This window comes from Pantoea sp. AS142 (genome assembly GCF_037152305.1).
Classification (GTDB): Bacteria; Pseudomonadota; Gammaproteobacteria; order Enterobacterales; family Enterobacteriaceae; genus Pantoea.
Map to the genome: position 1 here is coordinate 59,578 of NZ_JBBCMO010000003.1, position 23,999 is coordinate 83,576.

Consider the following 23,999-nt stretch of genomic DNA (forward strand, 5'->3'; position numbering starts at 1 on the left):
GATTATTTCTGGCCCTGATTTAATCAGTTATACCGACGCTAACTAAACAGTTTCAGTTCATCGATGCGATTTAGTGCCTGCAGTAATGCCTCGGTCCCGGCGGTCAGGCTGATGCGAATATAATCCCGTCCGGCGGGGCCAAATCCGTGACCTGGTGCTACCAGCAGATGACACTCTTGCAGTAAGAGGCTGGCGAACTGCTCGCCGGTGAAACCGGGTGGCGCGGGCAGCCAGAGGAAAAAGGTGCCCTGGCGGGCGTGTACCGGCCATTTTATCTCTTCCAGCCGGGCTAATACCACGCGGCGCCGCTGGTGGTAGCGCTCTGCAAGCAATGATAATTGCTCAGCAGGCAGGGACAATGCAGTGATGGCGGCATCCTGCACGGCACCATAAACCGTGCTGTAACTGTGCGCATGCAGTTTCCTGAATGCCTTGATTATTGAGGCATTCCCGACCGCGAAACCCACCCGCCAGCCTGCCATCAATGCGCTTTTCGACAGCGTGTAAATTTCAACTCCCCAGGCTTTGCCATCGGGATGGGCCAGCAGACTCAGTGGCTGTTCGCCCGACTTACTTCCCAGGGTGGCATAGGCGAAGTCATGAATCAGCGGAATATGATGCTGGCGGGCGAAGGTCAGCGCGTCTGCGAACAGCGCGGGTGTTGCCAGTGCGCCGGTGGGATTATGGGGATAGTTGAGCAGCAGCAGGCCAGCACGCTCAGCAATCTCGTCCGGCACCCGCGTAAAATCAGGCAGAAAAACATTGTGCGCCTCCAGCGGAATGCCATAAAAATCGGCACCGGCCTGACGGGCCGCCGAACGGTAAAGCGGATAACAGGGATCGGTAGAGATTAAGACCTGCCCTGGATTGAGCAGGGCGCGGGGGAAGCCATTGACACCAATGTGCGCACCCTGAAACAGCGCCACTTCGGTATCAGGATCCAGCGTGACACCATAATGTTGCTGGTAAAAGGCTGCGATAGCCTGTCGCAGGGCGGGTTTGCCCCAAAATGAGGGATACTCATGATTTTCCGGCCGCGCCGCTGCAGCCTGTAAAGAAGCAATTATCGCGGGCGGCGTCGGCTGACGCGGACTGCCAGAGGAGAGATCGATAAGCGGTAACGTCGACTCATCCCGCTGTGCTGCCTGTTTTTCCAGTAGGCTGAAGAGGTTCTCTTCCAGCTCCCCGACCAAATCTGAAGCTGCAAACTCCGTCATAACGCTCCCGTAATAAAAAGTGTCAAGCAGAGAAGAATGACACAGCCGCGATTAATGTCTTTAGCAAAAATAACGCTGACTTTTGCCACGCTATGAATATTCAGCTTGCGACTATCGTTAGCATAAATAAGCCAAAGTCGGGGAGAGGTTTTGCCTGTTCCTGGCGGCGATGGCTGTGATTAAATCGATCGCTCTCACAATAATGAATCAGGGCAAGCTATGCGCATCACATCCCGGGGAATTATTCTGGTAATCACCTCTGCCACACTCTTTATTTCTGCCGCTCAGGCAGCAGGCCACAAAAAAATACGCATTGGATTTAATCCAGGTCCTTATAAAGAACAGTTTGAAAAAGGGGTGGCGCCTTGGTTAATTAAGCAGGGTTACACCCTGGAATATAAAGATTTCAGCGATGGGATTCAGGTTAATGATGCTGTCCATCGCGGCACGATTGACGCCAATATCATGCAGCATCCGGTCTATCTGAACTCGGTTAACGAGCGGCTTGGCATTGATAACGTCGGTATTGTGCAGGTGCCAACTCCGCCAATGGGGCTTTATTCTGAGCGGGTGAAGACGCTGACTCAACCCGCGCCGGGCAGCACGGTTTCTGTGCCAAACCAGCCCTCAAATGAGTACCGTGCGGCGTTGTTACTCCAGAGCATCGGCTGGCTTAAAATCAGTCCTGACAGTGATGTCGCCACCTTTTCGCAAAAAAATATCACGGCCAATCCTTACAAGATCGTGTTGAAAGAGATGGATAATGCGCAGCAGGTACGCGCACTGCCCGACGTCGACTATGGTGTCATTCAGGGTAACTTTGCAGTATCCAGTGGCATGAAACTCAATTCGGCACTCAAACTGGAAGCGTCCACCAGCCAGTTTATTAACGTGGTGACGGTAGCGGGTAAAAATAAGCAGGCTCAGTTTTCTCAGGACATTATTGCCGGGTATCACTCAGCTGAATTTAAAGCGTACATAACAGGTAATGCGCAATATGCGGATTATCTACTGCCAGACTATTTCAAATGAGTCAGGTAGCTATTGAGTTGCGCCAGGTCAGCAAAACTTTCGCACGCAACGGTGCAGAAGTGCAGGCGCTGGATGGGATCACTCTGCGCATTAATCAGGGCGATATCTTTGGCGTCATCGGCACCAGCGGCGCCGGTAAAAGTACGCTGCTGCGCCTGATTAATCATCTGGAAACCCCCACAGCTGGCACGGTGGCGGTGCAAGGTGAAGCGTTACAGGGGATCAGCAAAAAGCGGTTAATTGAAGTCAAAAAGCAGATTGGTATGATCTTTCAGCACTTCAACCTGCTCAATGCCCGAACGGTGTTTCACAACGTGGCCCTCCCGCTGATTTTGCAAGGGCGGGATCAAAAGTTCATTGCCGACCGCGTGGCGGAACTGCTGGCGTTCGTTAACCTCAGTGACAAAGCTCACAGCTACCCGGACGAACTCTCCGGCGGTCAAAAACAGCGCGTCGGTATTGCCCGCGCGCTGGCGACCAATCCTGCAATTCTACTGTGCGATGAGGCGACCTCCGCGCTGGATCCCCAAACCACGGTACAGATTCTGCTGCTGTTGCAGGAGATTAATCAGCGTTACGGCATCACCATTGTCCTGATCACCCATGAGATGTCGGTGGTCCAGAAGATCTGCAATCGGATGGCGGTCATGGCGCAGGGTCGCATCATTGAACAGGGCGATGTCCTTACGCTGTTTGCTGAACCGCAGCAGGCGGAAAGCGCCAGCTTTGTTCAGTCGGTGATCCACGATCGCCTGCCACAGCAGACGCTGGCGCTGCTGAGTCAGCATCCGGCAGTCAAGGTATTGCGGCTGGAGTTTGTCGGCAGCACGGCACAGCAGCCGATCATCAATCGTCTGATCCGTGAACATGAGGTTGAAGTCAATATCCTGTTCGCCAGCATGACTGAGGTGCAGCGTACCATTCTGGGTTTCATGATTGTGCAGATCAAAGGCGAGGCCGCCCCGCGCGAGGCGGCAATCCAGTTTCTCACCGCAACCGGAGTAAAAATCAGTGATGTCTGAACTTTTTGACACTGCCGTTACCGGTGATCAGTTTCTGACGGCGATGCAGGACACGTTAATCATGGTGGGGCTGTCGCTGGGCTTTGGGTCGCTGCTGGGACTGCCGCTTGGCATTATCCTGGTGATCTGTCGTCCAGGTGGCATACAGCCAAATCGTCTGGTGCATCAGCTGCTGAACCCGATCGTGAATATCATCCGTTCACTGCCCTTTATTATTCTGCTGATCACTATTCTGCCGCTGACGCGCCTGCTGGTAAACACCACCATCGGCACTGCCGGAGCCATTGTCCCGCTGGTGATATTTATTGCGCCCTATATTTCGCGGCTGGTGGAGAGTGCTCTGCTGGAGGTAGATGAGGGCATTCTCGAGTCAGCTAATGCGATGGGCGCCAACACGCTGCAGACCATCTGGTATTTCATGATTCCGGAAGCGGCCTCTTCGCTGGTGTTAGCGCTGACCACCGCCACCATCGGCCTGCTGGGGGCGACGGCGATGGCGGGCACGGTGGGCGGCGGCGGCATTGGGGATCTTGCTATTACGTATGGTTATCAGCGCTTTGATGCCTTTGCCACAATGTCGACTGCGCTGGTGCTGATCGTGATTGTCCAGCTCCTGCAAACCCTGGGTGCGCGCCTCTCGCGCCGTATCCGACGCGAGTAAACCATGAAAAAGAATGATTTAGCCGTTATGCACTGGGGAACCTATCACGTCACGACGGAAGGGGAGGCGCTGACGTCGGTCAGGCCGGTGGCGTGGGACCGTAATCCTTCTGCCATCGGGCAATCGTTGCCGGGCGCGGTGCAAAGCGAAACCCGGGTCAAAAATCCGGCAGTGAGGCTGGGTTATCTGCAGAATAGAAACGCATCACGTAACAGGCGTGGCAAAGAGCCATTTGTGGAGGTGAGCTGGGAGGTTGCGTTACAACTGGTGGCGGATGAGCTGGCGCGGGTAAAAACAGATCACGGTAATGAAGCGATCTACGCGGGCTCATATGGCTGGTCAAGTGCCGGACGTTTCCATCATGCCCAGAGTCAGCTTCACCGCTTCTTTAATCACTATGGCGGTTACAGCGCCAGCACTAATACCTACAGCATTGCGGCCGGTGAACGCACGTTGCCACACATCATTGGTAATCTGGATGAGTTACAACGTCACCATACTCACTGGCCGGTGCTGGCAGAACATTGTGAACTCTTTGTGGCCCTTGGCGGGTTGCCGCTGCGCAATGCCCAGGTCAATGGCGGTGGAGCTAACGATCATGCGCTGGCCTATTGGTTAACCACACTGAGGAAGAATGGCACCCGGTTTATCAACATCAGTCCGGTCAGAAACGATCTTACTGGGGTGGCAGATGCGGCGTGGCTGGCTATCAAGCCCGGCTCCGATACGGCGCTGTTACTGGCCATTGGGCAGGTTTTAATTGCGGAGTCCCTTTACGACGCGCCGTTTGTGGCGCGTTACACCGTGGGTTTTGAACCTTATGCGGCTTATCTGCGTGGGGAGCGCGACGGGATAGCCAAAACGCCAGAATGGGCCGCCACACTGACCGGGCTGGCGGCCGCGCAGATCCGTGGATTAGCACGTCAAATGGCGGCACATAAAACGATGATTAATATTGCCTGGTCAGTGCAGCGGGCGCGGCAGGGCGAGCAGGCTTTCTGGGCCACCGTTGCCACCACCGCCCTGCTGGGCCAGATTGGTACCCCTGGCGGCGGACTAGGATTTGGTTATGCCTCAACCAATCTGGCGGGGGCCGCCCGGCGTCAGTTCTCCGGGCCGAGACTCCCTGCTGGCCGTAACCCGGTGCAGCAGACTATTCCGGTGGCACGCATCGCCGACATGTTGCTTAATCCCGGTGGCCAGTATGAGTTTGATGGGCAACAGCGGGTCTATCCCGATATCCGGCTGGTCTATTGGGCGGGCGGTAACGTCTTTCATCATCATCAGGATATCAACAAACTTATACGCGCCTGGCACCAGCCTGAAACTGTGATTGTGCATGAGCAGTTCTGGACGGCGCAGGCAAAATTTGCCGATATCGTACTGCCCGCCACGACTTCGCTGGAGCGTGAAGATATCGGCAGTGCCAGCAACGACGGCTTTATCATCGCTATGCCGCAGCATTTACCGCCGTTTGGAACCGCAAAATCTGATTACGCGATTTTTGCCGCTCTGGCGCAGCGGCTCGGTTTTGCTGACGCCTTTACACAGGGACGTAATGAGCGCCAGTGGCTTCAGTCACTCTATGAAGAGTCCCGGCCACGCGCGGCGGAGCAGGGCATCGAACTCCCCCCATTTGAGACGTTCTGGTCACAGGGAATGCTGGAGTATCCTGCGCCCGGGACGCCGCAGATCCTGCTGAAAGCGTTTCGTGATAATCCGGAGTCAGCCCCGCTCAGCACGCCATCGGGTAAAATCGAGTTTTTTTCTCAGCGAGTGGCTGACTTTGGCTATGACGAAGCGCCCGGATTTGCCTGCTGGTATCTGCCGGAATATCAGGCGCAACAGCAGGAAAAGCAGCAGTGGCCGTTGCATCTGCTCTCCAGCCAGCCGCGGACCCGTCTGCATAGCCAGTACGATCATGGTCAGATCAGCCGAGCCACCAAAATTGCCGGACGCGAACCGCTCTGGATGCACCCGGAGGATGCGGTGTCGCGTGGCATTGAGGAGAACAGCATTGTTAAAGTGTTTAACGGACGTGGCGCGCTGCTGGCGGGCGTGCATCTGACGCAGGATATCCTGCCGGGTGTGGTACAGATGTCGACCGGTGCCTGGTATGACCCGCTCAATCAGCAGGAGGATCAGCCGCTGGATAAACACGGTAATCCCAATGTGCTGACCCAGGATTGCGGGAGTTCGCGACTGGGTCAGGGGTGCAGCGCTCAGACCTGTTTTGTTGAAATAGCGCTTTATCAGGCGCCGCTACCTGAGATTACGGCGTGGTCACCGCCAGAATTTGCAGGCTGGAATGCAGAGTAATCTGCGGGTGTGTGCCTTAGGTGTGGTGTGATATTCCCATCCGCCGCATATCCATAGCAGGTTTAGTTGGTAGTTAAGGCATAAATGGAATGGCAGTGTAAGGCTATTCCATGCCAACAGAGTGTTAATCATGAGCGCGTTAACCACATTAGAATTGCCGATAATTGATTTCGCCTTATTGTCAGGTAATCAACAACAGCAGCAACAGTCTCTGGAGAAATTAAATCAGGCCGCGCGTGATGTCGGTTTCTTTTATTTAATTAATCACGGTATCGACCGGGAATTATTAAATGAGGTTCAGCATGTCTCGCGGAAATTTTTTGCTCTGCCGCAAGCGGATAAATCCGCGGTGGCAATGGTCAACTCACCCCATTTTCGTGGCTATAACCTGGCGGGTGTGGAAATAACCCGCAGCCAGCCCGACTATCGTGAGCAGTTTGATATTGGCGCGGAACGTGATGCACTGCCCGTTACCCCCGATTCCCCTACCTGGCAACGGATGCAGGGACCGAATCAGTGGCCTGAAGCCTTACCAGAACTGCAAGCCGTGGTCACCCGCTGGCAGCAGCAGATGACAGCGGTGGCGCTTGAGCTACTGCGCGCCTTTGCCGAAGCGCTGAATCTGCCACGTAACGCCTTCGATAACCTCTACGGCGACTATCCCAACGAACATATCAAACTGATCCGCTATCCGGGCCGAACAGAGGGGGAATCACGTCAGGGTGTTGGCGCCCACAAAGATTCGGGTTTCCTGACGATGTTACTGCAGGACGACCAGCCGGGCTTACAGGTTGAAGTGACGCCGGACAACTGGATTGACGCGTCGCCACTGCCGGGCGCGTTTGTGGTCAACATTGGCGAACTGCTGGAGCTGGCGACCAACGGCTATCTGCGCGCAACGGTGCATCGCGTGGTGTCGCCGCCGCAGAGCAGCGAGCGTTTATCCATCGCTTTCTTCCTGGGTGCCCAGCTTGATGCGGTGGTGCCCATCTATCAATTGCCCCCGCAGCTGGCTGAGCTGGCCCAGGGACCGAGTAGCGATCCGCTTAACCCGCTGCTGCGCGAAGTCGGCTGGAACTACCTCAAAGGGCGGTTGCGTTCGCATCCGGAAGTCGCCCAGCGCTTCTACCCGGAACACACCTCCCACTGATAACGATAAGAGATAAATGATGATGATTAAAAAGCGCTTTCTGGCTCTTGCCGGTCTTTCACTCCTGATTGCACAAAGCTTACAAGCCGCGCCGCTGCGCGTAGCTGCGGATCCGGTGCCGCACGCGGAAATCCTGGAGTATGTCAAAACCCTGGATCCAAAACTGGATATCAAGATTGTTGAGTTAAGCGGGGGCGTGAATGCCAATGAACTGCTGGCATCCGGAGATGTAGATGCCAACTACTTCCAGCATTTACCCTACTTAAAAGATCAGGAGAAAGCGCTGGGGATAACCTTTGCCGTGGTCGCCAGCGTACATATTGAGCCTCTGGGTATTTACTCTCGCAAGGTGAAATCGCTGGCGGCATTACCAGAAGGAGCCAGCATTGCCGTTCCGAACAACACCACTAACCTGAGCCGTGCGCTCTGGCTGTTGCAGGACAAAGGGGTGATAAAACTTAACGCTCAGGGCAAAGCGGATTCGACGCTCGTCACGCCGAAAGATATCAGTGAAAATCCGAAGAAAATTAAAATCGTTGAGATTGAATCGCCGCAACTGCCACGCTCACTGGATGACGTTGAGGCTGCCGTCATTAATGGCAACTACGCGCTGGAAGCGGGGTTGACCCCGGCGAAAGATGCGCTGGGTCTGGAGTCGGCGGCGCAAAACCCTTACGCCAATCTGCTGGTGACCACGCCAGAACTGGCGAAAGATCCCCGCGTGTTACAGCTGGCAAAAGATCTGCGCTCGCCGCAGGTGGCGGAGTTTATCCGTAAAAGTTATCAGGGCTCTGTTATTCCGGTCGCGGACCAGCAGCATGATTAAACTCAGTCACCTCAGCAAGCAGTACGCTGGCGCGCACACGCCCGCGTTAGACAATATCTCACTCACCATTGAAGAGGGCACCATCTTTGGTATCCTGGGCCGGAGCGGAGCAGGTAAAAGTACACTGCTGCGCTGCCTGAATCGGCTGGAGAGTCCCTCCAGCGGACGGATTGAGATTGATGGACAGGATCTTGCCGCGATGAGCCTGGCGCAGTTGCGTCAGCAGCGACAGCAGATGGGCATGATTTTCCAGCACTTTAATCTGCTGCATTCGCGCAATGTGCATGACAATGTCGATCTGGCGTTAGAGATTGCCGGTCTGCCTGCGGCTGAACGCCGCCAGCGGGTCGCCTCGCTGCTGAAACTGGTGGGGCTGGAGTCTTATGCGGCGGCGTGGCCGTCGCAGCTCTCTGGTGGACAGAAACAGCGCGTCGGCATCGCCCGCGCACTGGCCGCCCGACCCCGATATCTGCTGTGCGATGAGGCGACCAGCGCGTTGGACCCGGAAACCACAGCCTCAATTCTCGACCTGCTGGCAGACATTCAGCAGCAGCTGACTATCACCATTGTGTTGATCACCCATGAAATGGCGGTAGTGAAACGCATCTGTGATGGTGCGGCGCTGCTGGAAAATGGCCAACTGGTCGAGAGCGGCAGTCTGAGTCAAATCATGGGACGTGAAGAGGGACGCCTGCGCAAAATGCTGCTGAAGGATGGTGAAGCAGACCGGGCGTTTATTGAAAAATATCAGCGTGAGGCATTACCCCGATGCGTAGCATGAGTCGTGATCGGTTTCAGGAACTGCTGCTGAACGCCACGGGAGAAACCCTGTATATGGTATTTCTGGCGGCACTTTTCACGGTCGCGATAGGGTTGCCAGTGGGCGTGCTGCTGTTTCTGACCCGCCCAAAAGGTATTCTGCCCAATCGCGCGATTTCACTGTTGCTGAATACGCTGGTGAACACCGGTCGCGCCTTGCCATTTGTGGTGCTGCTGATCGCGCTTATTCCCTTCACCCGTCTGTTGGTCGGCACCACTCTGGGCAGCACCGCTGCGATTGTGCCAATTACCCTGGGGGCGTTTCCCTTCTTTGCCCGCATCGTTGAGAACGCATTGGATGAAGTCGATCGCGGCCGCATTGAGGCGGTGGTGTCAATGGGCGGCACCCTGTGGCATATCGTCAGCCGGGTGCTGCTGCCAGAAGCGCTACCCGCGCTGGTGGCGGGCATTACCCTGACCATTGTGATGTTGATTGGCTTCTCGGCGATGGCGGGGGTAGTCGGGGGCGGCGGTCTGGGCGATTTGGCGATTCGCTACGGCTATCAGCGCTTCGATAACCAGATTATGGCGGCCACTATTGTGGTGCTTCTGGCGCTGGTGATGCTAATCCAGAAACTCGGTGACCGACTTGTACGTTCGCTGGCTTATCGACGATAAGGGCAAAGATGTTTCGTGTGATGTCGCCAAAAGGCTATCTGCAACGGGCAGGACTCAGGGCCGAAGTGGGTGGAATTATCCGGCCGCTTGCCTCCCATATCCATATCCTCAGCTCACCGCGTGCCTGGCAGGCAGTGAATCCCGCACTGAGCATCAGCCTGGAACAGGCGGGTATCCGCTGGCAACTCGACTATTTAAACGGCGAGTGTACCGATGCGGCGATTGCTGCCCTGCAACAGCAGGTGCTGGCGCAGGGCGCATCACTCATTCTGGCCGTGGGCGGTGGTCGGGTAATGGATTGTGCCAAAGCGGTCAATGATCGCCTGCCCGATGTCAGGCTGGTCAACGTCGCCACGCTGGCCGCGACCTGTGCTGCCTGGTCTCCGCTGGCGATTATCTATAATGAGCGCGGCGGTCATCAGCACAGCCAGCCGCTCAACGCCATGCCGGAATGGATTCTGGTGGACAGTGAAGTCATTGCCCGCAGCGATGTACGTTACCTGCGTGCCGGTATGGTGGATGCGCTGGCGAAATGGTTTGAATTTGAGCCTTATCAGCGGCAGACGCCACATCAGGCGGCGCTCGATCTCAAAGTTGCTGCGGCCTGGCAGGCGGTGACAGTGCTGAAACGCTGGGGCGAAACGGCGGTGGCGGATAACATCAGACAGCAGGTCACTCCGGCGCTGGAGAAAGTCACAGAAGCCAATATTGTGCTGGCGGGGCTGGCTAACAGTATTCAGGATGCGATGGCCACGCCTGGCTTTGCCCATATCATCCACGATCGTCTGACTCACCAGCCGGAACTGCATCACTGGCTGCATGGTTAAAAGGTCGGTTTCAGCTTACTGGTCCAGTCCTGGATTGAACAGCAGGGTAAGGGAGTCGATCCTGAACTGCTGGCGTTATTACGCCGTTTCCACTCTCCCCTGACGCTGCCTGCCGCGATCAACGCCGACCGGGTGCGGCAGATTGCGCAGCAGATCCACTTTCCCGCCGCCAGCCTGCCGCATCTTCCCTTTACTTTCGATCAGCATCAGCTGGAGCAGGCTTTACTGGCGACGGGCCGGTTAACCGGATCATCGTGAGCACAACGCGGCATGAAAGAGAGCGATAAAAAGGTAGCCTGCAGACCGCCGTATCATTCAACCTCAACCGGTGTTATGTAAGCAGGGGCAACTACAATGATGATCGTTTAGCCTTCCACCCCGCAGCCAGCGCTGCGCCAGCAGGAAAACCAGGGTGATTGGAATCGTGGAGTACACCGCCGCGGCCTCTTTCAGTGATCTGTCGATGGTTTCAACATTGCCCTTAATAGTCCAGACATGGCGCGCAATACCGCCCGGATAGGCGAAGATCACGCCACCAAGGGTATTCAGCCCGATAAAGGAAAGATACTGGCCGAATCGATCCGCCACTCACGTCACCGCCTGCGGCTTAACGCGGCGATCACTTTTCGCATAGGCTCGCGATAACGTGAATGGACAGGATATCTTAGCTGTAAGAAATATCCTACGGAGAGGCAAAGCCCTTCATTGACGCGCTCTTTTATGGCCGCTTACGGCAAACATAATGGCGCGAATAAGCGCGAAATATTATAAGAAAGTACAACCAGAGGGGGGGTATCGAATCAAAATCGGTGTACACCTTTAACTACCGCTGTGCTAATATTTCCGCGCTTACTAAGGCGTCCTGCCATGTATAGGATTTCCGGGAACGCAGTATGATCGATAATCATCAAATTCATCTTCGTCATGACGTTGATGTGCTGCTGTTCCTGCGCCACATCTGCAAAATGGTCTGTGCGGTACTTATTTCACTGCTGCTTATTCCTCATATCGCCTGTGCCGAAATAAAAGATGGCAAAGCCAATCGTATTGTCAGTGGTATTATTAGTTTCTCCCACTGGACAAATTTAAAAAACCCGCCTCAATTATGTGTTTTTTCTTCAGCCCGGCATCTCTCCTTGCCGGAAAACATCCCATCCTCAGCAGCGACATTCACCGTTGTTTATCTTGCTAACGCAAGCGACCTCCCGAGACAGAGATGCGACGCACTCTATTTCGGCAACGAGACGTCGCTACAGCAGGTTGAGGTTATTCAAAAACTTAAGGGAAAAGCCGTCCTTACCCTTGCGGAGAACAATGCGGACTGCTCCCGGGGCGCCGCTTTTTGCCTGATATTTCAACCGGAGCGCACGCTGTTTTCCGTTAATCTTGATTCGCTTGCCAGAAGCGGTGTCAGGGTGGATCCGGACGCGCTTTTGCTCTCCCGCGAGGGAAGCGATTAAAATGAAATTCAATAAATTAAAAAATGACAAATCATCGATACGCAATAAACTGCGAAAAATAAGCACTATCAATTCTGCGGTTATATTACTGTTGTGCTGGCTGTTGCTCTCTTCTACGTCACTGCTATTTATTAAAAATTATGAGAAACGAAACCTTGAATTAATCGGCGCGACGCTAAGTACCACACTAACCGCTGCGACTGTTTTTGCTGACAGTTACGACGCGCATACTAAAATCGCCCGGCTTGGCAATGAGGGTATGTACGATTCTGCGCAGCTGGTTACCAGGGAGCACCTTGTTTTGGTCCACTGGCATGCTTCGAAGGAACAGACAGGCTGGTATTCGCGGTTGTTGCGTGAGTGGATTTATCACAAACCTCTTCGCGTCAATATCATTCACTCTGACGTGATTGTCGGCACATTAACACTGGAAGGCACCGTTAACGGCGCGGTGAGTTTCATTCGTTACTCATTCATAATTCTTACCAGCGGTATGCTATCTGTACTGATTATCTCGCTTATGCTGAGTGAATTTCTGCATCGGGGGATCATCGCAACGCTGCGCAATATTACCAGCTCGATCCACTATGTCATTCATTCTGGGGATTTTTCCTTGCGTATACCGGGGAGCCCGACGAGTGAGTTTCAGCTGTTTTCAGACGACCTGAACTCATTGCTGATGGAAATGCAATCGCTTAAGGCTTCGCTTATACGTGATAATCGCTCGCTGGCAGCCAAAGCGCTGGAGGACCCGTTGACCGGGCTTGCAAACCGCAGCGCCTTTTCTGCACACCTTACCCGACTCCTCGACCAGCAATATGCGGAAAAGCGTTTTGCCTTATTGTTCCTTGATGGCGATCACTTTAAGAGCATCAACGACAATTGGGGCCATGCCGCTGGGGATGAGGTAATAAAAACGATAGGATCGCGTCTCTTATCATTGGCTTCTGAACAGGATTTAGTCGCCCGATTAGGGGGCGATGAATTTGCCATGCTGGTCAGCAGTCGGTCCAGTGAGGCACAATTACAGCTTCTCATGAAGAATATTCATGAAGCCATCATGCAAAAAATTTTTATCGCAGATGGTAAGCAGATAAATATCTCGGTTACTCTCGGCTACGCCTGGTCACAACACGGTGACACAGTGGCGTCTATTCTCGAACGTGCCGATACGAATATGTACAAGAATAAGCGAACAAGTAAGGCTCAAAGATGATAAAAAACATGTCGCTGGTGGTGCTTATTTTGGCGCTGGTCGGTTGTCAGTCGAAAGCGCGTTTTAGCGAGGCACAGATTGCAGCGATGAAGAGGGCGGGGTTCAGTCAAAATATGGAAGGCTGGGGATTAGGCTTGTCAGATAAGATCCTGTTTGGTGTAAACGAATCAGAACTGACACCGTCCAGCAAAAGTAATATTCAGGCGATGGCGAAAAACCTGGCGTCGACCGGTATTAAGCATGTGCGTATAGACGGACACACCGACAATTACGGTAAACCGGATTATAACCAACAGCTATCGTTAAAAAGAGCTAACGCGGTAGCGGCACAGTGGGCGAAAGGTGCGGCTATACCACATGAAAATATTATCACTCGTGGATTAGGCATGAATGCACCGGTTACCAGCAACACTCGCGCACAAGGGCGCGCGCAAAATCGGCGTGTGGCCATTGTGATCACTGCGCCGTGATAATCCGGCGAGGAGTGAAGAGTGCACTGACGCTGGGTCTCTATGCTGTCGTGCTCTGCAACCCGGCATGACTCGATTTCCCCTCCTGTCGTTGCTGATGACGGTATTGATAAATGGCTGGAACTCCACGTCATACACATCGATAGAACGCTTTTACCAGTCAGTAAGAAGAGTGGTTCAGCACGTTGCCTCGCTGAGTAACTGCACAGAAACCGGCTCAGGCAGGCGGGCAATGCCGCTTTCACCCACCCCTTATTTTTATTTTGGGCTAAATGATATTTCAAATTTAGTTCTGATTAAGTGCGTTCAAATCTTCCGCGATTTTATTTTAATGGGATTCCAGCCGGGAAAAATAAAGGCATTTAATGTAAGCGGGTTATTCGCCAGAATAATAAACCAGCTACCGTTCGGGCAGGGCAGGGCAGATCAGGGCGAAATCGGCGTCAGGAAAGATTAACTGAACACGGTCAGAATGAAACATCCCAACCGCAGTTAAGGGAATTAACCAAAGGTTAGCGAATGGTGAGTGCGTTCAGTGCCGATAATAGTGCGTCCACTTTTGGCAGGAACTGTTTGCGGCGTGGCCATACCACGCTCAGCGTCAGCCCGTCGGGCTGCAACTGCGGCAAAATAATCTCCAGTTCACCCGCTGCGACGGCGCGCTGAATCAGCCACGAGGGCATCTGTGCGACACCTAGCCCGGCGATGACCGCCTGCAGTTGTGCGTCAACGTCGCCCAGTGCCAGCCGGTACGGTACCTCGCGCCAGTGTGGTTGACCATCTTCGGTGGTAAACAGCCAGGGTTTGGCCGTGCCATCCACACGCTCATAAAGGATGGCAGGATGGTTCAGCAGCGCCGCTTCATTATCCGGACGTCCCTCGCGGGCCAGATATGCGGGGGAAGCACAGAACTGCATCTGCTCGCGGCCCATGTTACGCCAGCCTAGCGAGGCAGGCAGATCAGGCGTTCCGCCGATCCGTACCGCCACATCCACGCCCTCCTCAAACAGGTCAACGAAGCGATCAGATAAACTCAGGCTCAGGGCCAGTTCCGGGTGCTGCTGGCAAAATGGCATCAGCACCGGCATGACGTTGAGTCGGCCAAAGGTGGTGGGGACTGCCAGACGCAGTCGGCCGGAAGGAATGGTGCGCTGGGCCGCCAGCACCGCTTCTGCTTCGGCCAGATCCTCCAGGATGCGCAGGCAGGTCTGATAATAGGCGCTACCCGCGTCGGTAAGGTGCAGGCTCCGTGTAGTGCGTTCCAGCAGACGCGAGCCTAATCGCGTCTCCAGGCGGCTGACGCTTTTACTGACCGCCGAGCCGGTCACGTGCAGACGCTCAGCCGCGGCGGTAAAACTGCCGCACTCGACACTGGCAACAAACGGCAAAATATCTTTGAGGCGGTGATCGTGCATTGATTAATGAACTCAGGTTGAGAATGCTGTGAATTAATGCCAGAGATAAGAACTGAATTCTCTATTAGGCTTAGCATTACGCAAAACGAGGAGAATTCAAATGAAAAAGCACGCTTTGATTGTGGGCATTAGCGGCGTTATTGGTCGCGCTTTAGCCGATAAATTACAGCAGGAAGGCTGGCAGGTCAGCGGCCTGTCACGCGGACGCGGGGCAGTACCTGAAGGTGCTACCAGTCTGACGGCCGATCTGACCGATGTGGATGCCGTTCGTGACGCACTGAAAACGGTGAAACCGGATGCGCTGTTCTTTAGCGTCTGGGCGCGTCAGGAAAATGAAAAGGAGAATATCCGCGTCAACGGCGGCATGGTGCGCAATGTGATTGAAGCCCTCGGCGATCGTCTACAGGGTTCGCACGTAGCACTGGTCACCGGGTTGAAGCACTACCTGGGTCCGTTTGAAGCCTACGGCAAAGGTGCCGTGCCGGTTACCCCATTCCGTGAAGAGCAGGGCCGTCAGCCGGTCGATAACTTCTATTACGCGCAGGAAGATGAGCTGTTTGCTGGTGCAGAGAAATATGACTATCGCTGGAGCGTGCACCGTCCGCATACCATCATCGGCTATGCCGTGGGCAATGCGATGAATATGGGTCAGACGCTGGCAGTCTATGCGACCCTGTGTAAAGAGAAGGGCTGGCCCTTTATCTTCCCTGGCTCACCTGAGCAGTGGAATGGTGTGACTGATATGACCGATGCGGGTCTGCTGGCTGAACAGTTGCACTGGGCTGCGACTTCACCGAACGCTGCCAATCAGGATTTTAATGCGGTAAACGGCGACGTGTTCCGCTGGAACTGGATGTGGCCAAAACTGGCTGACTATTTCGGCATTGACGCTGCAGACTACCCGTCGCAGATAATGCCGCTGGAAGATCGGATGCAGGAAGCCGCCAGTGCCTGGCAGGCGATTGCTGAGCAGCATCAGCTGCGTGAGGTGGATATCACGAAGCTGGCCTCATGGTGGCATACCGATGCCGATCTGGGGCGTCCGATGGAAGCCTTTACCGATATGAGTAAAAGCCGCAAAGCGGGCTTCACCGGCTATCGCAGCACGCTCGACGCGTTTACTCAGTTATTTGATAAGCTGAAAGCGGAAAAAGTGATTCCGGAATAACTCCAGCAGGCGCCGCATCGGGTGCCTGTTTTGTTTATGGCTGATGACTATACTCTGGCATTCAATCAGTAAATGGAGGATTGGATCCTATGGCGACATGTTTCATTATCGGCGCAGCGGGCAAAGTGGGCCAAAAGCTGACCCGTCAGTTAAGCAGCAAAGGGCATACAGTGACGGCGCTGCATCGCAAAGCGGAACAGGCTGAGGCTCTTCAGGCCGCAGGTGCTACGCCGATGGCGGGCGATATCCAGAAGCTGAGCATAAGCGCACTGGCGGAGTTGATGACCGGTCACGACGTGGCAGTTTTTACTGCCGGTGCGGGCGGTGCCGGGATTGAGCTGACTAATGCCATTGATGGTGAAGGGCTGAAGCTGGCGGTAGCTGCTGCAGAGCAGGCAGGGGTATCACGCTTCATGCTGGTTTCCGCTTTTCCGGATGCGGGCCGCGGTCAAACACCTTCCCAGGGATTTGAGAACTACATGCGGGTGAAACGCCTGGCGGATGCGGAGTTGGTAGCGAGTAAGCTGGAGTGGGTGATCCTGCGACCGGGTACGCTGACCGATGAAGCCGGTACCGGTCGGGTTCATGCCGATCTGGCGATTCCGTATGGTGAGATCCCGCGCGAAGATGTCGCGGCGACACTGGTCGGCCTGATCGAAAATCCGGCGATTAAGTATCAGATCATCGAACTCACCAAAGGTGAAATGCAGATTGATGTGGCGTTGCAGCGGTTGCAGCGGGTCTAAAAAAACCGTTCTTGGTTTTAATCTGTAGTGAATGTCAGGCTCGTATCGCTTCAGGATTGCGCCGTGCTCAGGGAACAGGGTCAGATCGAGAAGACGCAAAAGCTGTCATCCATGACACGCTCGTCCCGCGCCGTCCTCTGACCGTGTTCCCTGCGCGTTAAGCTTATGCGTTGCTGACGGATTAACTCCGCTTTGGTTTATGAATGGGTTTACGACTCAGGCGCAGTCTGACAACGATACGCCCCCGATTTTTCCAACAAAAAAAGCCCCATAATCGGGGCTTTTTTTTCCTGATGCATATTCTACTTAACGCATTTCGCGCAGTGCGCGCGCTCGATGTGCTGGAAGAAGTCATTGCCTTTGTCATCAACCAGGATAAAGGCAGGGAAGTTCTCCACCTCAATTTTCCAGATCGCTTCCATTCCCAGTTCGGGATACTCCACGCATTCCAGACTTTTAATGCTCTGCTGAGCAAGAACCGCCGCCGGTCCACCGATACTGCCAAGATAGAAGCCACCATGTTTATGACAGGCATCTGTCACCTGCTGGCTGCGATTGCCTTTCGCCAGCATGATCTTACTGCCGCCATGGGCCTGCAGCAGATCCACGTAGGAATCCATACGTCCGGCGGTGGTCGGACCCAGTGAACCGGAAGCATAGCCTTCAGGCGTTTTGGCCGGACCGGCATAATAGACCGGGTGATCTTTGATGTACTGCGGTAATCCTTCGCCGTTATCGATGCGTTCTTTAAGTTTTGCATGCGCAATGTCGCGCGCTACGATAATAGTGCCGGTCAGCGACAGGCGGGTAGAAACCGGATAAGCGGAGAGCTGTGCCAGAATCTCTTCCATCGGACGGTTGAGATCAACCTGCAACACTTCACCTTCGCCCTGCTGACGCAGCGCTTCCGGGATCAGGCGGCCTGGGTTGGCTTCAAGTTTCTCAATCCAGATACCTTCACGGTTAATTTTCGCTTTGATGTTACGGTCTGCCGAGCAGGAGACACCCATGCCGATTGGGCAGGATGCGCCATGACGCGGCAGACGCACGACGCGGATGTCGTGTGCGAAATATTTGCCGCCAAACTGCGCACCCAGGCCGAGTTGCTGCGCCGCTTCCAGCAGTTCCTGCTCCAGCTGAACGTCGCGGAACGCCTGACCATGCTCGTTGCCTTCAGTCGGCAGCCCATCGTAATAGTGAGTCGAGGCGAGCTTAACGGTTTTCAGGGTGCTTTCTGCAGAAGTGCCGCCGATGACAAACGCAATATGGTAGGGCGGACAGGCAGCGGTGCCCAGAGTACGCATCTTATCCACCAGGTAATTTTTCAGCTTGCCTGGACTCAGCAGCGCTTTGGTTTCCTGATAGAGATAGGTTTTATTGGCGGAGCCGCCACCTTTGGCGATACAGAGGAACTTGTACTCATCGCCATCCACGCTATAGAGGTCAATCTGCGCCGGCAGGTTAGTTCCGGTATTCACCTCTTTATACATATCCAGCGCGGCATTCTGAGAATAGCGCAGGTTATCTTCGATATAGGTGTTGTAAATACCCTGTGACAGTGCAGCCTCATCTCCACCGCCGGTCCAGATGCGCTGGCCCTTTTTACCCATGATGATCGCGGTGCCGGTATCCTGACACGTTGGTAACACGCCTTTGGCGGCAATTTCAGAGTTTCTTAAAAACTGCAGAGCAACATATTTGTCATTGTCACTGGCTTCCGGGTCATCAAGGATAGAGGCAACCTGCTGCTGGTGGGCCGGACGCAGCATAAAAGAGGCGTCGTGGAATGCCTGCTGAGTCAGCAATGTTAGCGCTTGCGGGTCGACTTTGAGGATCTCCTGCCCCTCAAATTCAGCAACGGAGACATGCTCGCGACTCAGCAAATAGTATTCGGTATCTTCATGGGACAGTGGAAACGGGTTCTGATAGACAAAAGGTTTGTTCGACATTTTTTCTCACTTAATGACCGGCTGAACCTCCGCGGGCAGGCTGCGGGGCGCAACATCATAGGCGAATAATCGTTTATTATGCTTCCCCGCTGCGGTTGCGGCGGGGAAGTGGAGGAATGGTATCTTATAACGTGTTGATCTGCATGCTCTATCCGTCAGAACATCCACACCATCCACGGATAGGCAATCAGCATCATGGAGCCCAGGAAGATGGCACCGAAGATAGTACCCAGACGCCAGTAATCTTTGGTAGGCAGATAACCGCTGCCGTAGTAAATCGGGCTTGGGCCAGTGCCGTACGGCGTGATGATGCCCATCACACCCAGAGAGGTACACAACATCAGGCAGAAGACCGGCATATTAATGCCTGGGATTGAGGCTGCAATGGTCAACATGGCCGGTAACAGTGCGGTGGTGTGCGCGGTGGTACTGGCAAACAGGTAGTGCAGCAGGAAGAAGGCGATTAACAGGACCACTGCTGAAATCTGGGGGTCATAACCCTGCAACAGCATGCCACCTTCTTTACCTAACCAGGTGATAAAGCCGACGCGGGCCAGGCCATCTGCCAGCGCCACCAGGGTAGCGAACCAGGCAAAGGTATTCCAGGCCGGTTTATTACTGGTGATGTCGTTCCAGTTCAGTACGCCGGTCCACAGCATCAGCACCACCACCAGCAGCGCAGCCATCGCAGGCTCAATCCACGAGGTGGCGAAAATCCACATCAGCAGGGCACAGACCACAAACACCAGCAGCAGGATTTCATTGCGGGTCAGTCTGCCCAGTTTTTCAAGTTCAGAAATAGCCCATTTCGGTACTTCGTCGTTGATTTTGACTTCAGGTGGGTAGAACCAGTATGCCAGCAGCGGCATGGTCAGGATCAGCAGCACGCCCAGCGGCAAGAAGGCCAGGAACCACATCCCCCATGAGATATCAAAACCGATGATGCTTTTCACCAGCGCCAGTGCCAGCAGGTTGGGTGCCAGCGCAGAGAGAAACATGGAGCTGGTAATACAGGCTGCGGTAATCGCCACCCACATCAGATAGGAACCGATTTTTCGGGCGCTGGGGTCGTTAGGTTTAGAGCCGTAAAGCGGAGGCAGGTTGGCAATAATCGGGTAGATGGTACCGCCGCTGCGCGCCGTATTTGACGGTGTAAAGGGTGCAAGTAGCAGGTCAGCAAAGGTAATGGCATAACCCAGCGTCAGACTGCGGCGCCCCAGATACTTCACGAGAATCAGGGCCAGGCGACGACCGAACTGCGTTTTGTCATAACCCGCGGCGAACATAAAGGCACCGAAGATCAGCCAGACCGTAGAGTTACCAAAACCGCTGACCGCCCACTTAAAGGACTCACTGGCAATTTTGAATTTTGGGTTAGCCAGCTCAGCCGGGCTGAAGAGCAAAAACTGACTAAACAGCGCAATGACGACGACCCCGGTCAGGCCGATAACTGCGCCAGGCAGCGGTTCAAAGATCAAGCCGACAATCACGCCGACGAAGATGGCGAAGAAGTGCCAGGCGTAAGGTTCGAGTCCGGCTGGCGTCGGCACCAGCAACAACAACACGGCAACGATCACCGGCAGAGCAAGCATGATAGCTTTCTTTTTACCGGCTGCCGCAGGAGCAGCTTTAGGGGGTTCAGTTACAGCTGAGAGTGGTTTCATAGTATTTTATCTGCAAGTTAAGAAGAATGCGATTTGCGCCCCGGACCTTCACTGATGTCTTTCTTTGTTATTCTTAATAGTGTGAATAAACCGCGATGCACTGATTTTTTTAATCTACTGTTTAATCATTGAGCAGCATATTTAAATCCATGTAAATATGATGCGATTTTTGCAAATATAGATTTTGATCCAGATCAAAGAAATTAATTCATTATTCCCCATTTTTAACATTTATTTTCAACTTATATTTTTGATGCTGAAATTTTGACGGTTTTGTGAAGCTGCTCAACTAATCATCACGTCACTCAAACCGGATTTTATCTTTTAAATATATGATTTAAAAACGTTTATTTTTTATGTAAATGAGTGGTTGATTTTTGGTAACCCATGATTAACAATTAATATAACTTCACTTTATGCATTCGGCAAATAAAAAACTCTAAATCATTTAAAAGTTAAAAAAGTAAATTTATCGCTTATGAAATCAAAGAAACGGGTATATTACACTCATGACATCGGACCACTTAATTAAGCGATAATTTGCGTCCGCTAAAAATTTCCAGACTTTTAAATTTTGGAGTTTATCGCAATGAAATCTCTCACCCCCATCCTTAATCCACTTACCCTGCCTAACGGCGCTGTGTTAAAAAACAGACTGGTGATGGCACCGATGACTACCTGTACCGGATTTTATGACGGTACGGTCACCAGCGAGCTGGTCGAGTACTATCGCGCACGTGCAGGCAGCATCGGAACCGTGATTGTTGAGTGCTGCTTTATTGACAACCGCGGCCCGGCATTTCCAGGTGCCATTGCTATCGATAGCGACAACAAAATCCCCGGTCTGAAACGTATAGCGGACGCAATTAAATCTGAAGGTTCTACTGCCATTTTGCAGATCTATCACGGTGGCCGCATGGTCGAGCCGGAACTGATTGGCGGTAAAACACCGGTTGCGCCAAGCGCCATCGCCGCACCGCGTGAAGGAGCAACTAAACCCCTGGCGCTGAGCGCAGAAGAAGTCGAAACCATGATCACCAAATTTGGTGATGCAGTTAACCGCGCCATTAAGGCGGGTTTCGACGGCGTAGAAATTCACGGTGCAAACACTTATCTGATTCAGCAGTTCTATTCACCGAACTCTAACCAGCGTGATGACAAGTGGGGCGGCAGTCGCGATAACCGCGCGCGCTTCCCGCTGGAAGTGCTGGAAATCACCCACAAAATGGCTGAGCGCTTCGCCCATAACTCATTCATCATCGGTTATCGTTTCTCGCCGGAAGAGATAGAAGTGCCCGGCATCCGCTTTGACGACACACTCTATCTGCTGGAAAAGCTGGCCGCGCGAGGACTCGATTATGTTCACTTCTCAGTCGGTCAGTTGCTGCGTCCGTCAATCGTCGATACCCAGGATCCGACGCCTCTGATTGAGAAATTCGTCGCGATGCGCTCGCCTGAGTTGGCAAAAGTGCCGGTGATGGGTGTCGGTGGGGTGGTGAATAAAGCCGATGCTGAGCTGGCGCTGGAGAAAGGCTACGATCTGGTGGCGATTGGTAAAGCCTGTATTGCCTATCCGAACTGGGCTGACCGCATCATTAACAACGAACATCTTGATCTCTATATCGACAGCAATAAACGCGAAGCGCTGCAGATCCCGGAACCCCTGTGGCGCTTCTCACTGGTCGATGCGATGATTCGCGACACGAGCGAATCGGGCCGTAAATACAAAGCGGGCGTTTATCAGGAAAAAGTGGAAGCCGAAGCGCTGAAGCTGAAAATCAATGTCACGCTGGATACCGACCGTATAACCGACATCTCGCTGGTGCCGGATGACACACTGGATGTGGACTTTACTACCACCTTTGAAAGCCTGCGTAACCGCATTCTGGTAGCCAATAGCCCACACGTAGATGCGATTACCGGTGCGACTACCCAGAGTGAGGCGCTGAAAAAAGCAGTTTCCCGCGCGATGACCACTTCCAGCAAAGAGCATGTGATTGAAGAAGGCGGTAATCCTAATGCACCGCAGAACTACGATGTGGTGATTGTGGGCAGCGGTGGTGCAGGTCTGGCTGCAGCCATTCAGGCGCACGATGAAGGCGCTCGCGTGGTGATCATTGAGAAGATGCCGACCATTGGCGGTAATACCATTAAAGCATCAGTGGGCATGAATGCCGCTGAAACCCGTTTCCAGAAGCTCAAAGGCATCGACGACAGTAAAGAACTGTTTTACGAAGAGACGCTGAAAGGCGGTCAGTTCAAAAATAATCCGGTATTGCTGCGTGAGTTTGTTGACCTGGCACCGGAAGCGATTGAGTGGCTGGCGAATCACGGCATTGAGCTCAACGACATCACCATTACGGGCGGGATGAGCATCGACCGTACCCACCGTCCGGCTGACCGTTCAGCAGTTGGCGGCTTCCTGATCAGCGGTCTGGTTAAAAATATTAACAGTCGCAACATTGAAGTCCTGCTTGAAACCTCAGTCGCAGAGATCCTGTATGAGAATGGCGCGGTCACGGGTGTGAAAGTGGTCGATGAGTACAACGATAGCCGTATCCTGAACGCCAGAAGCGTGATTGTGGCAACCGGCGGATTCAGTGCGAACCGCGAACTGGTCGTGAAATATCGCCCTGAACTCGATGGATTTGTCACGACTAACCACAAAGGCGCGACCGGCAGCGGTATTGCGATGCTGGAGAAAATTGGTGCGGGTACCGTGGATATGGGTGAAATCCAGATTCATCCGACGGTTGAGCAGACCACCTCTTATCTGGTGTCCGAATCCATTCGTGGCGGCGGCGCTATTCTGGTCAGTCAGGCAGGCAAGCGTTTCTACAATGAAATGGAAACCCGCGACAAAGTCTCAGCGCAGATTATCGCTTTGCCAGAGAAGAGTGCCTGGATTGTGTTTGATGAGCAGGTGCGGATGAATAACAAAGCGGCTGACGAGTATATCGCCAAAGGCTTTGTGATTAGCGCGCCAACCGTGGCGGAACTGGCGGTGAAACTCAACATGAGTGAGCATCAAACGCTGGAAGCGACTCTGGCCCGCTATAACAACTTCGTTATTATGCAGAAAGACGAAGACTTCGGTCGCCAGACCGCGCTGCGCCATCCCCTGAATGAAGGACCGTTCTACGCGATTCGTATCGCACCGGGCGTACACCACACCATGGGCGGCGTGACCATCGACACGACCACAGCGGTGCTGGATAGCCAGAAACAGGTGATCAACGGTGCCTGGGCTTGCGGTGAGGTGGTCGGTGGCATCCATGGCGCTAACCGTATCGGCGGTAACGCGGTCGCGGATATCATTATCTTCGGTATCCTGGCAGGTGGAAACGCCGCTGCCTACGCCCGACGTTAACGGTACTCTCCGGCATCCGCGTTCCGCAGGTGCCGGTCTTTCCCTTTCAA

The 23,999-nt window shown here is 53.8% G+C and carries 19 protein-coding genes and 2 pseudogenes; 16 read left to right on the forward strand and 5 right to left on the reverse strand.

The annotated features are described in order from the left end of the window. Positions 1–38: 38 nt before the first annotated feature. The gene (locus WFO64_RS08285) at positions 39–1,217 is read right to left on the reverse strand and encodes an aminotransferase class I/II-fold pyridoxal phosphate-dependent enzyme (RefSeq protein WP_337010637.1); all 1,179 of its coding nucleotides are present in this window, start codon (positions 1,215–1,217) and stop codon (positions 39–41) included. A 219-nt stretch (positions 1,218–1,436) separates the two neighbouring features. On the opposite strand from WFO64_RS08285, the gene WFO64_RS08290 reads away from it, so the two are divergent. The 9 genes and pseudogenes from WFO64_RS08290 (at position 1,437) to WFO64_RS08330 (ending at position 10,749) form a co-directional block, all read left to right on the forward strand. Then, entirely contained in the window at positions 1,437–2,249 is an 813-nt protein-coding gene (locus tag WFO64_RS08290) for a MetQ/NlpA family ABC transporter substrate-binding protein (RefSeq protein ID WP_337010639.1), read from the forward strand. Next, positions 2,246–3,271: a methionine ABC transporter ATP-binding protein gene (locus WFO64_RS08295; protein WP_337010641.1), complete on the forward strand. Its 1,026-nt coding sequence runs from the start codon at positions 2,246–2,248 to the stop codon at positions 3,269–3,271. Before WFO64_RS08290 ends, WFO64_RS08295 begins: the two co-directional genes overlap by 4 nt. Continuing rightward, positions 3,264–3,932: a methionine ABC transporter permease gene (locus WFO64_RS08300; RefSeq protein WP_337010643.1), complete on the forward strand. Its 669-nt coding sequence runs from the start codon at positions 3,264–3,266 to the stop codon at positions 3,930–3,932. Before WFO64_RS08295 ends, WFO64_RS08300 begins: the two co-directional genes overlap by 8 nt. A gap of 3 nt (positions 3,933–3,935) precedes the next feature. Then, on the forward strand, positions 3,936–6,251 hold the full coding sequence (locus WFO64_RS08305; RefSeq protein WP_337010645.1) for a molybdopterin-dependent oxidoreductase: 2,316 nt from the start codon (positions 3,936–3,938) through the stop codon (positions 6,249–6,251). A 130-nt stretch (positions 6,252–6,381) separates the two neighbouring features. Next, positions 6,382–7,401, forward strand: a complete 1,020-nt coding sequence (locus WFO64_RS08310; protein ID WP_337010646.1) for an isopenicillin N synthase family dioxygenase — start codon at positions 6,382–6,384, stop codon at positions 7,399–7,401. 22 nt (positions 7,402–7,423) lie between these two features. Beyond that, positions 7,424–8,227, forward strand: a complete 804-nt coding sequence (locus WFO64_RS08315) for a MetQ/NlpA family ABC transporter substrate-binding protein (RefSeq protein ID WP_337011029.1) — start codon at positions 7,424–7,426, stop codon at positions 8,225–8,227. Continuing rightward, the gene (locus tag WFO64_RS08320) at positions 8,220–9,008 is read left to right on the forward strand and encodes a methionine ABC transporter ATP-binding protein (protein ID WP_337010648.1); all 789 of its coding nucleotides are present in this window, start codon (positions 8,220–8,222) and stop codon (positions 9,006–9,008) included. Before WFO64_RS08315 ends, WFO64_RS08320 begins: the two co-directional genes overlap by 8 nt. After that, entirely contained in the window at positions 8,996–9,664 is a 669-nt protein-coding gene (locus WFO64_RS08325; RefSeq protein WP_337010650.1) for a methionine ABC transporter permease, read from the forward strand. Before WFO64_RS08320 ends, WFO64_RS08325 begins: the two co-directional genes overlap by 13 nt. A gap of 8 nt (positions 9,665–9,672) precedes the next feature. Further along, positions 9,673–10,749 (forward strand): annotated as a pseudogene (locus tag WFO64_RS08330) (iron-containing alcohol dehydrogenase family protein). 159 nt (positions 10,750–10,908) lie between these two features. Here the strand turns inward: WFO64_RS08330 and malG are convergent. Further along, positions 10,909–11,073: pseudogene (gene malG / locus WFO64_RS22545) on the reverse strand (maltose ABC transporter permease MalG); the annotation flags it as partial. A 311-nt stretch (positions 11,074–11,384) separates the two neighbouring features. Between malG and WFO64_RS08340 the strand changes: the two are divergent. The 4 genes from WFO64_RS08340 (at position 11,385) to WFO64_RS08355 (ending at position 14,094) form a co-directional block, all read left to right on the forward strand. Next, the gene (locus tag WFO64_RS08340) at positions 11,385–11,951 is read left to right on the forward strand and encodes a YfiR family protein (protein WP_337010652.1); all 567 of its coding nucleotides are present in this window, start codon (positions 11,385–11,387) and stop codon (positions 11,949–11,951) included. Between the two features lies 1 nt (position 11,952). Further along, the gene (locus WFO64_RS08345; RefSeq protein ID WP_337010654.1) at positions 11,953–13,167 is read left to right on the forward strand and encodes a diguanylate cyclase domain-containing protein; all 1,215 of its coding nucleotides are present in this window, start codon (positions 11,953–11,955) and stop codon (positions 13,165–13,167) included. Next, complete coding sequence (locus WFO64_RS08350) at positions 13,164–13,637, forward strand: OmpA family protein (RefSeq protein WP_337010656.1); 474 nt, start codon at positions 13,164–13,166, stop codon at positions 13,635–13,637. The genes WFO64_RS08345 and WFO64_RS08350 overlap by 4 nt, the downstream gene beginning before the upstream one ends. 67 nt (positions 13,638–13,704) lie before the next feature. Further along, complete coding sequence (locus WFO64_RS08355; RefSeq protein WP_337010658.1) at positions 13,705–14,094, forward strand: hypothetical protein; 390 nt, start codon at positions 13,705–13,707, stop codon at positions 14,092–14,094. A 55-nt stretch (positions 14,095–14,149) separates the two neighbouring features. Here WFO64_RS08355 and WFO64_RS08360 read toward each other — a convergent pair whose 3' ends face one another. Further along, positions 14,150–15,052: a LysR family transcriptional regulator gene (locus WFO64_RS08360; protein ID WP_337010660.1), complete on the reverse strand. Its 903-nt coding sequence runs from the start codon at positions 15,050–15,052 to the stop codon at positions 14,150–14,152. 100 nt (positions 15,053–15,152) lie between these two features. On the opposite strand from WFO64_RS08360, the gene WFO64_RS08365 reads away from it, so the two are divergent. Together WFO64_RS08365 and WFO64_RS08370 are read left to right on the forward strand one after the other, a co-directional pair. After that, entirely contained in the window at positions 15,153–16,220 is a 1,068-nt protein-coding gene (locus WFO64_RS08365) for an SDR family oxidoreductase (RefSeq protein WP_337010662.1), read from the forward strand. 89 nt (positions 16,221–16,309) lie between these two features. Beyond that, positions 16,310–16,966, forward strand: coding sequence for an SDR family oxidoreductase (locus tag WFO64_RS08370; RefSeq protein WP_337010664.1), 657 nt, complete (start codon positions 16,310–16,312; stop codon positions 16,964–16,966). A gap of 302 nt (positions 16,967–17,268) precedes the next feature. Here WFO64_RS08370 and fumA read toward each other — a convergent pair whose 3' ends face one another. Both fumA and WFO64_RS08380 read right to left on the reverse strand, forming a co-directional pair. Beyond that, a complete protein-coding gene (fumA, locus tag WFO64_RS08375; RefSeq protein ID WP_337010666.1) occupies positions 17,269–18,915 on the reverse strand; it encodes a class I fumarate hydratase FumA in 1,647 nt (548 codons plus the stop codon). Between the two features lie 155 nt (positions 18,916–19,070). Then, positions 19,071–20,579, reverse strand: coding sequence for an anion permease (locus WFO64_RS08380; protein WP_337010668.1), 1,509 nt, complete (start codon positions 20,577–20,579; stop codon positions 19,071–19,073). A 589-nt stretch (positions 20,580–21,168) separates the two neighbouring features. Here WFO64_RS08380 and WFO64_RS08385 point away from each other — a divergent pair. Further along, entirely contained in the window at positions 21,169–23,949 is a 2,781-nt protein-coding gene (locus tag WFO64_RS08385; protein ID WP_337010670.1) for a flavocytochrome c, read from the forward strand. Positions 23,950–23,999: the final 50 nt, after the last annotated feature.

Excerpts from the sequence above, each read along its gene's own strand:
- WFO64_RS08365 (WP_337010662.1), top strand. The coding sequence starts at position 15,153 with ATGAAAAAGCACGCTTTGATTGTGGGCATTAGCGGCGTTATTGGTCGC.
- WFO64_RS08350 (WP_337010656.1), top strand. The coding sequence starts at position 13,164 with ATGATAAAAAACATGTCGCTGGTGGTGCTTATTTTGGCGCTGGTCGGT.
- WFO64_RS08360 (WP_337010660.1), bottom strand. The coding sequence starts at position 15,052 with ATGCACGATCACCGCCTCAAAGATATTTTGCCGTTTGTTGCCAGTGTC.
- WFO64_RS08320 (WP_337010648.1), top strand. The coding sequence starts at position 8,220 with ATGATTAAACTCAGTCACCTCAGCAAGCAGTACGCTGGCGCGCACACG.
- WFO64_RS08295 (WP_337010641.1), top strand. The coding sequence starts at position 2,246 with ATGAGTCAGGTAGCTATTGAGTTGCGCCAGGTCAGCAAAACTTTCGCA.
- WFO64_RS08355 (WP_337010658.1), top strand. The coding sequence starts at position 13,705 with ATGACTCGATTTCCCCTCCTGTCGTTGCTGATGACGGTATTGATAAAT.
- WFO64_RS08285 (WP_337010637.1), bottom strand. The coding sequence starts at position 1,217 with ATGACGGAGTTTGCAGCTTCAGATTTGGTCGGGGAGCTGGAAGAGAAC.
- WFO64_RS08325 (WP_337010650.1), top strand. The coding sequence starts at position 8,996 with ATGCGTAGCATGAGTCGTGATCGGTTTCAGGAACTGCTGCTGAACGCC.
- fumA (WP_337010666.1), bottom strand. The coding sequence starts at position 18,915 with ATGTCGAACAAACCTTTTGTCTATCAGAACCCGTTTCCACTGTCCCAT.
- WFO64_RS08340 (WP_337010652.1), top strand. The coding sequence starts at position 11,385 with ATGATCGATAATCATCAAATTCATCTTCGTCATGACGTTGATGTGCTG.
- WFO64_RS08380 (WP_337010668.1), bottom strand. The coding sequence starts at position 20,579 with ATGAAACCACTCTCAGCTGTAACTGAACCCCCTAAAGCTGCTCCTGCG.
- WFO64_RS08310 (WP_337010646.1), top strand. The coding sequence starts at position 6,382 with ATGAGCGCGTTAACCACATTAGAATTGCCGATAATTGATTTCGCCTTA.
- WFO64_RS08370 (WP_337010664.1), top strand. The coding sequence starts at position 16,310 with ATGGCGACATGTTTCATTATCGGCGCAGCGGGCAAAGTGGGCCAAAAG.
- WFO64_RS08385 (WP_337010670.1), top strand. The coding sequence starts at position 21,169 with ATGAAATCTCTCACCCCCATCCTTAATCCACTTACCCTGCCTAACGGC.
- WFO64_RS08345 (WP_337010654.1), top strand. The coding sequence starts at position 11,953 with ATGAAATTCAATAAATTAAAAAATGACAAATCATCGATACGCAATAAA.
- WFO64_RS08305 (WP_337010645.1), top strand. The coding sequence starts at position 3,936 with ATGAAAAAGAATGATTTAGCCGTTATGCACTGGGGAACCTATCACGTC.
- WFO64_RS08300 (WP_337010643.1), top strand. The coding sequence starts at position 3,264 with ATGTCTGAACTTTTTGACACTGCCGTTACCGGTGATCAGTTTCTGACG.
- WFO64_RS08290 (WP_337010639.1), top strand. The coding sequence starts at position 1,437 with ATGCGCATCACATCCCGGGGAATTATTCTGGTAATCACCTCTGCCACA.
- WFO64_RS08315 (WP_337011029.1), top strand. The coding sequence starts at position 7,424 with ATGATTAAAAAGCGCTTTCTGGCTCTTGCCGGTCTTTCACTCCTGATT.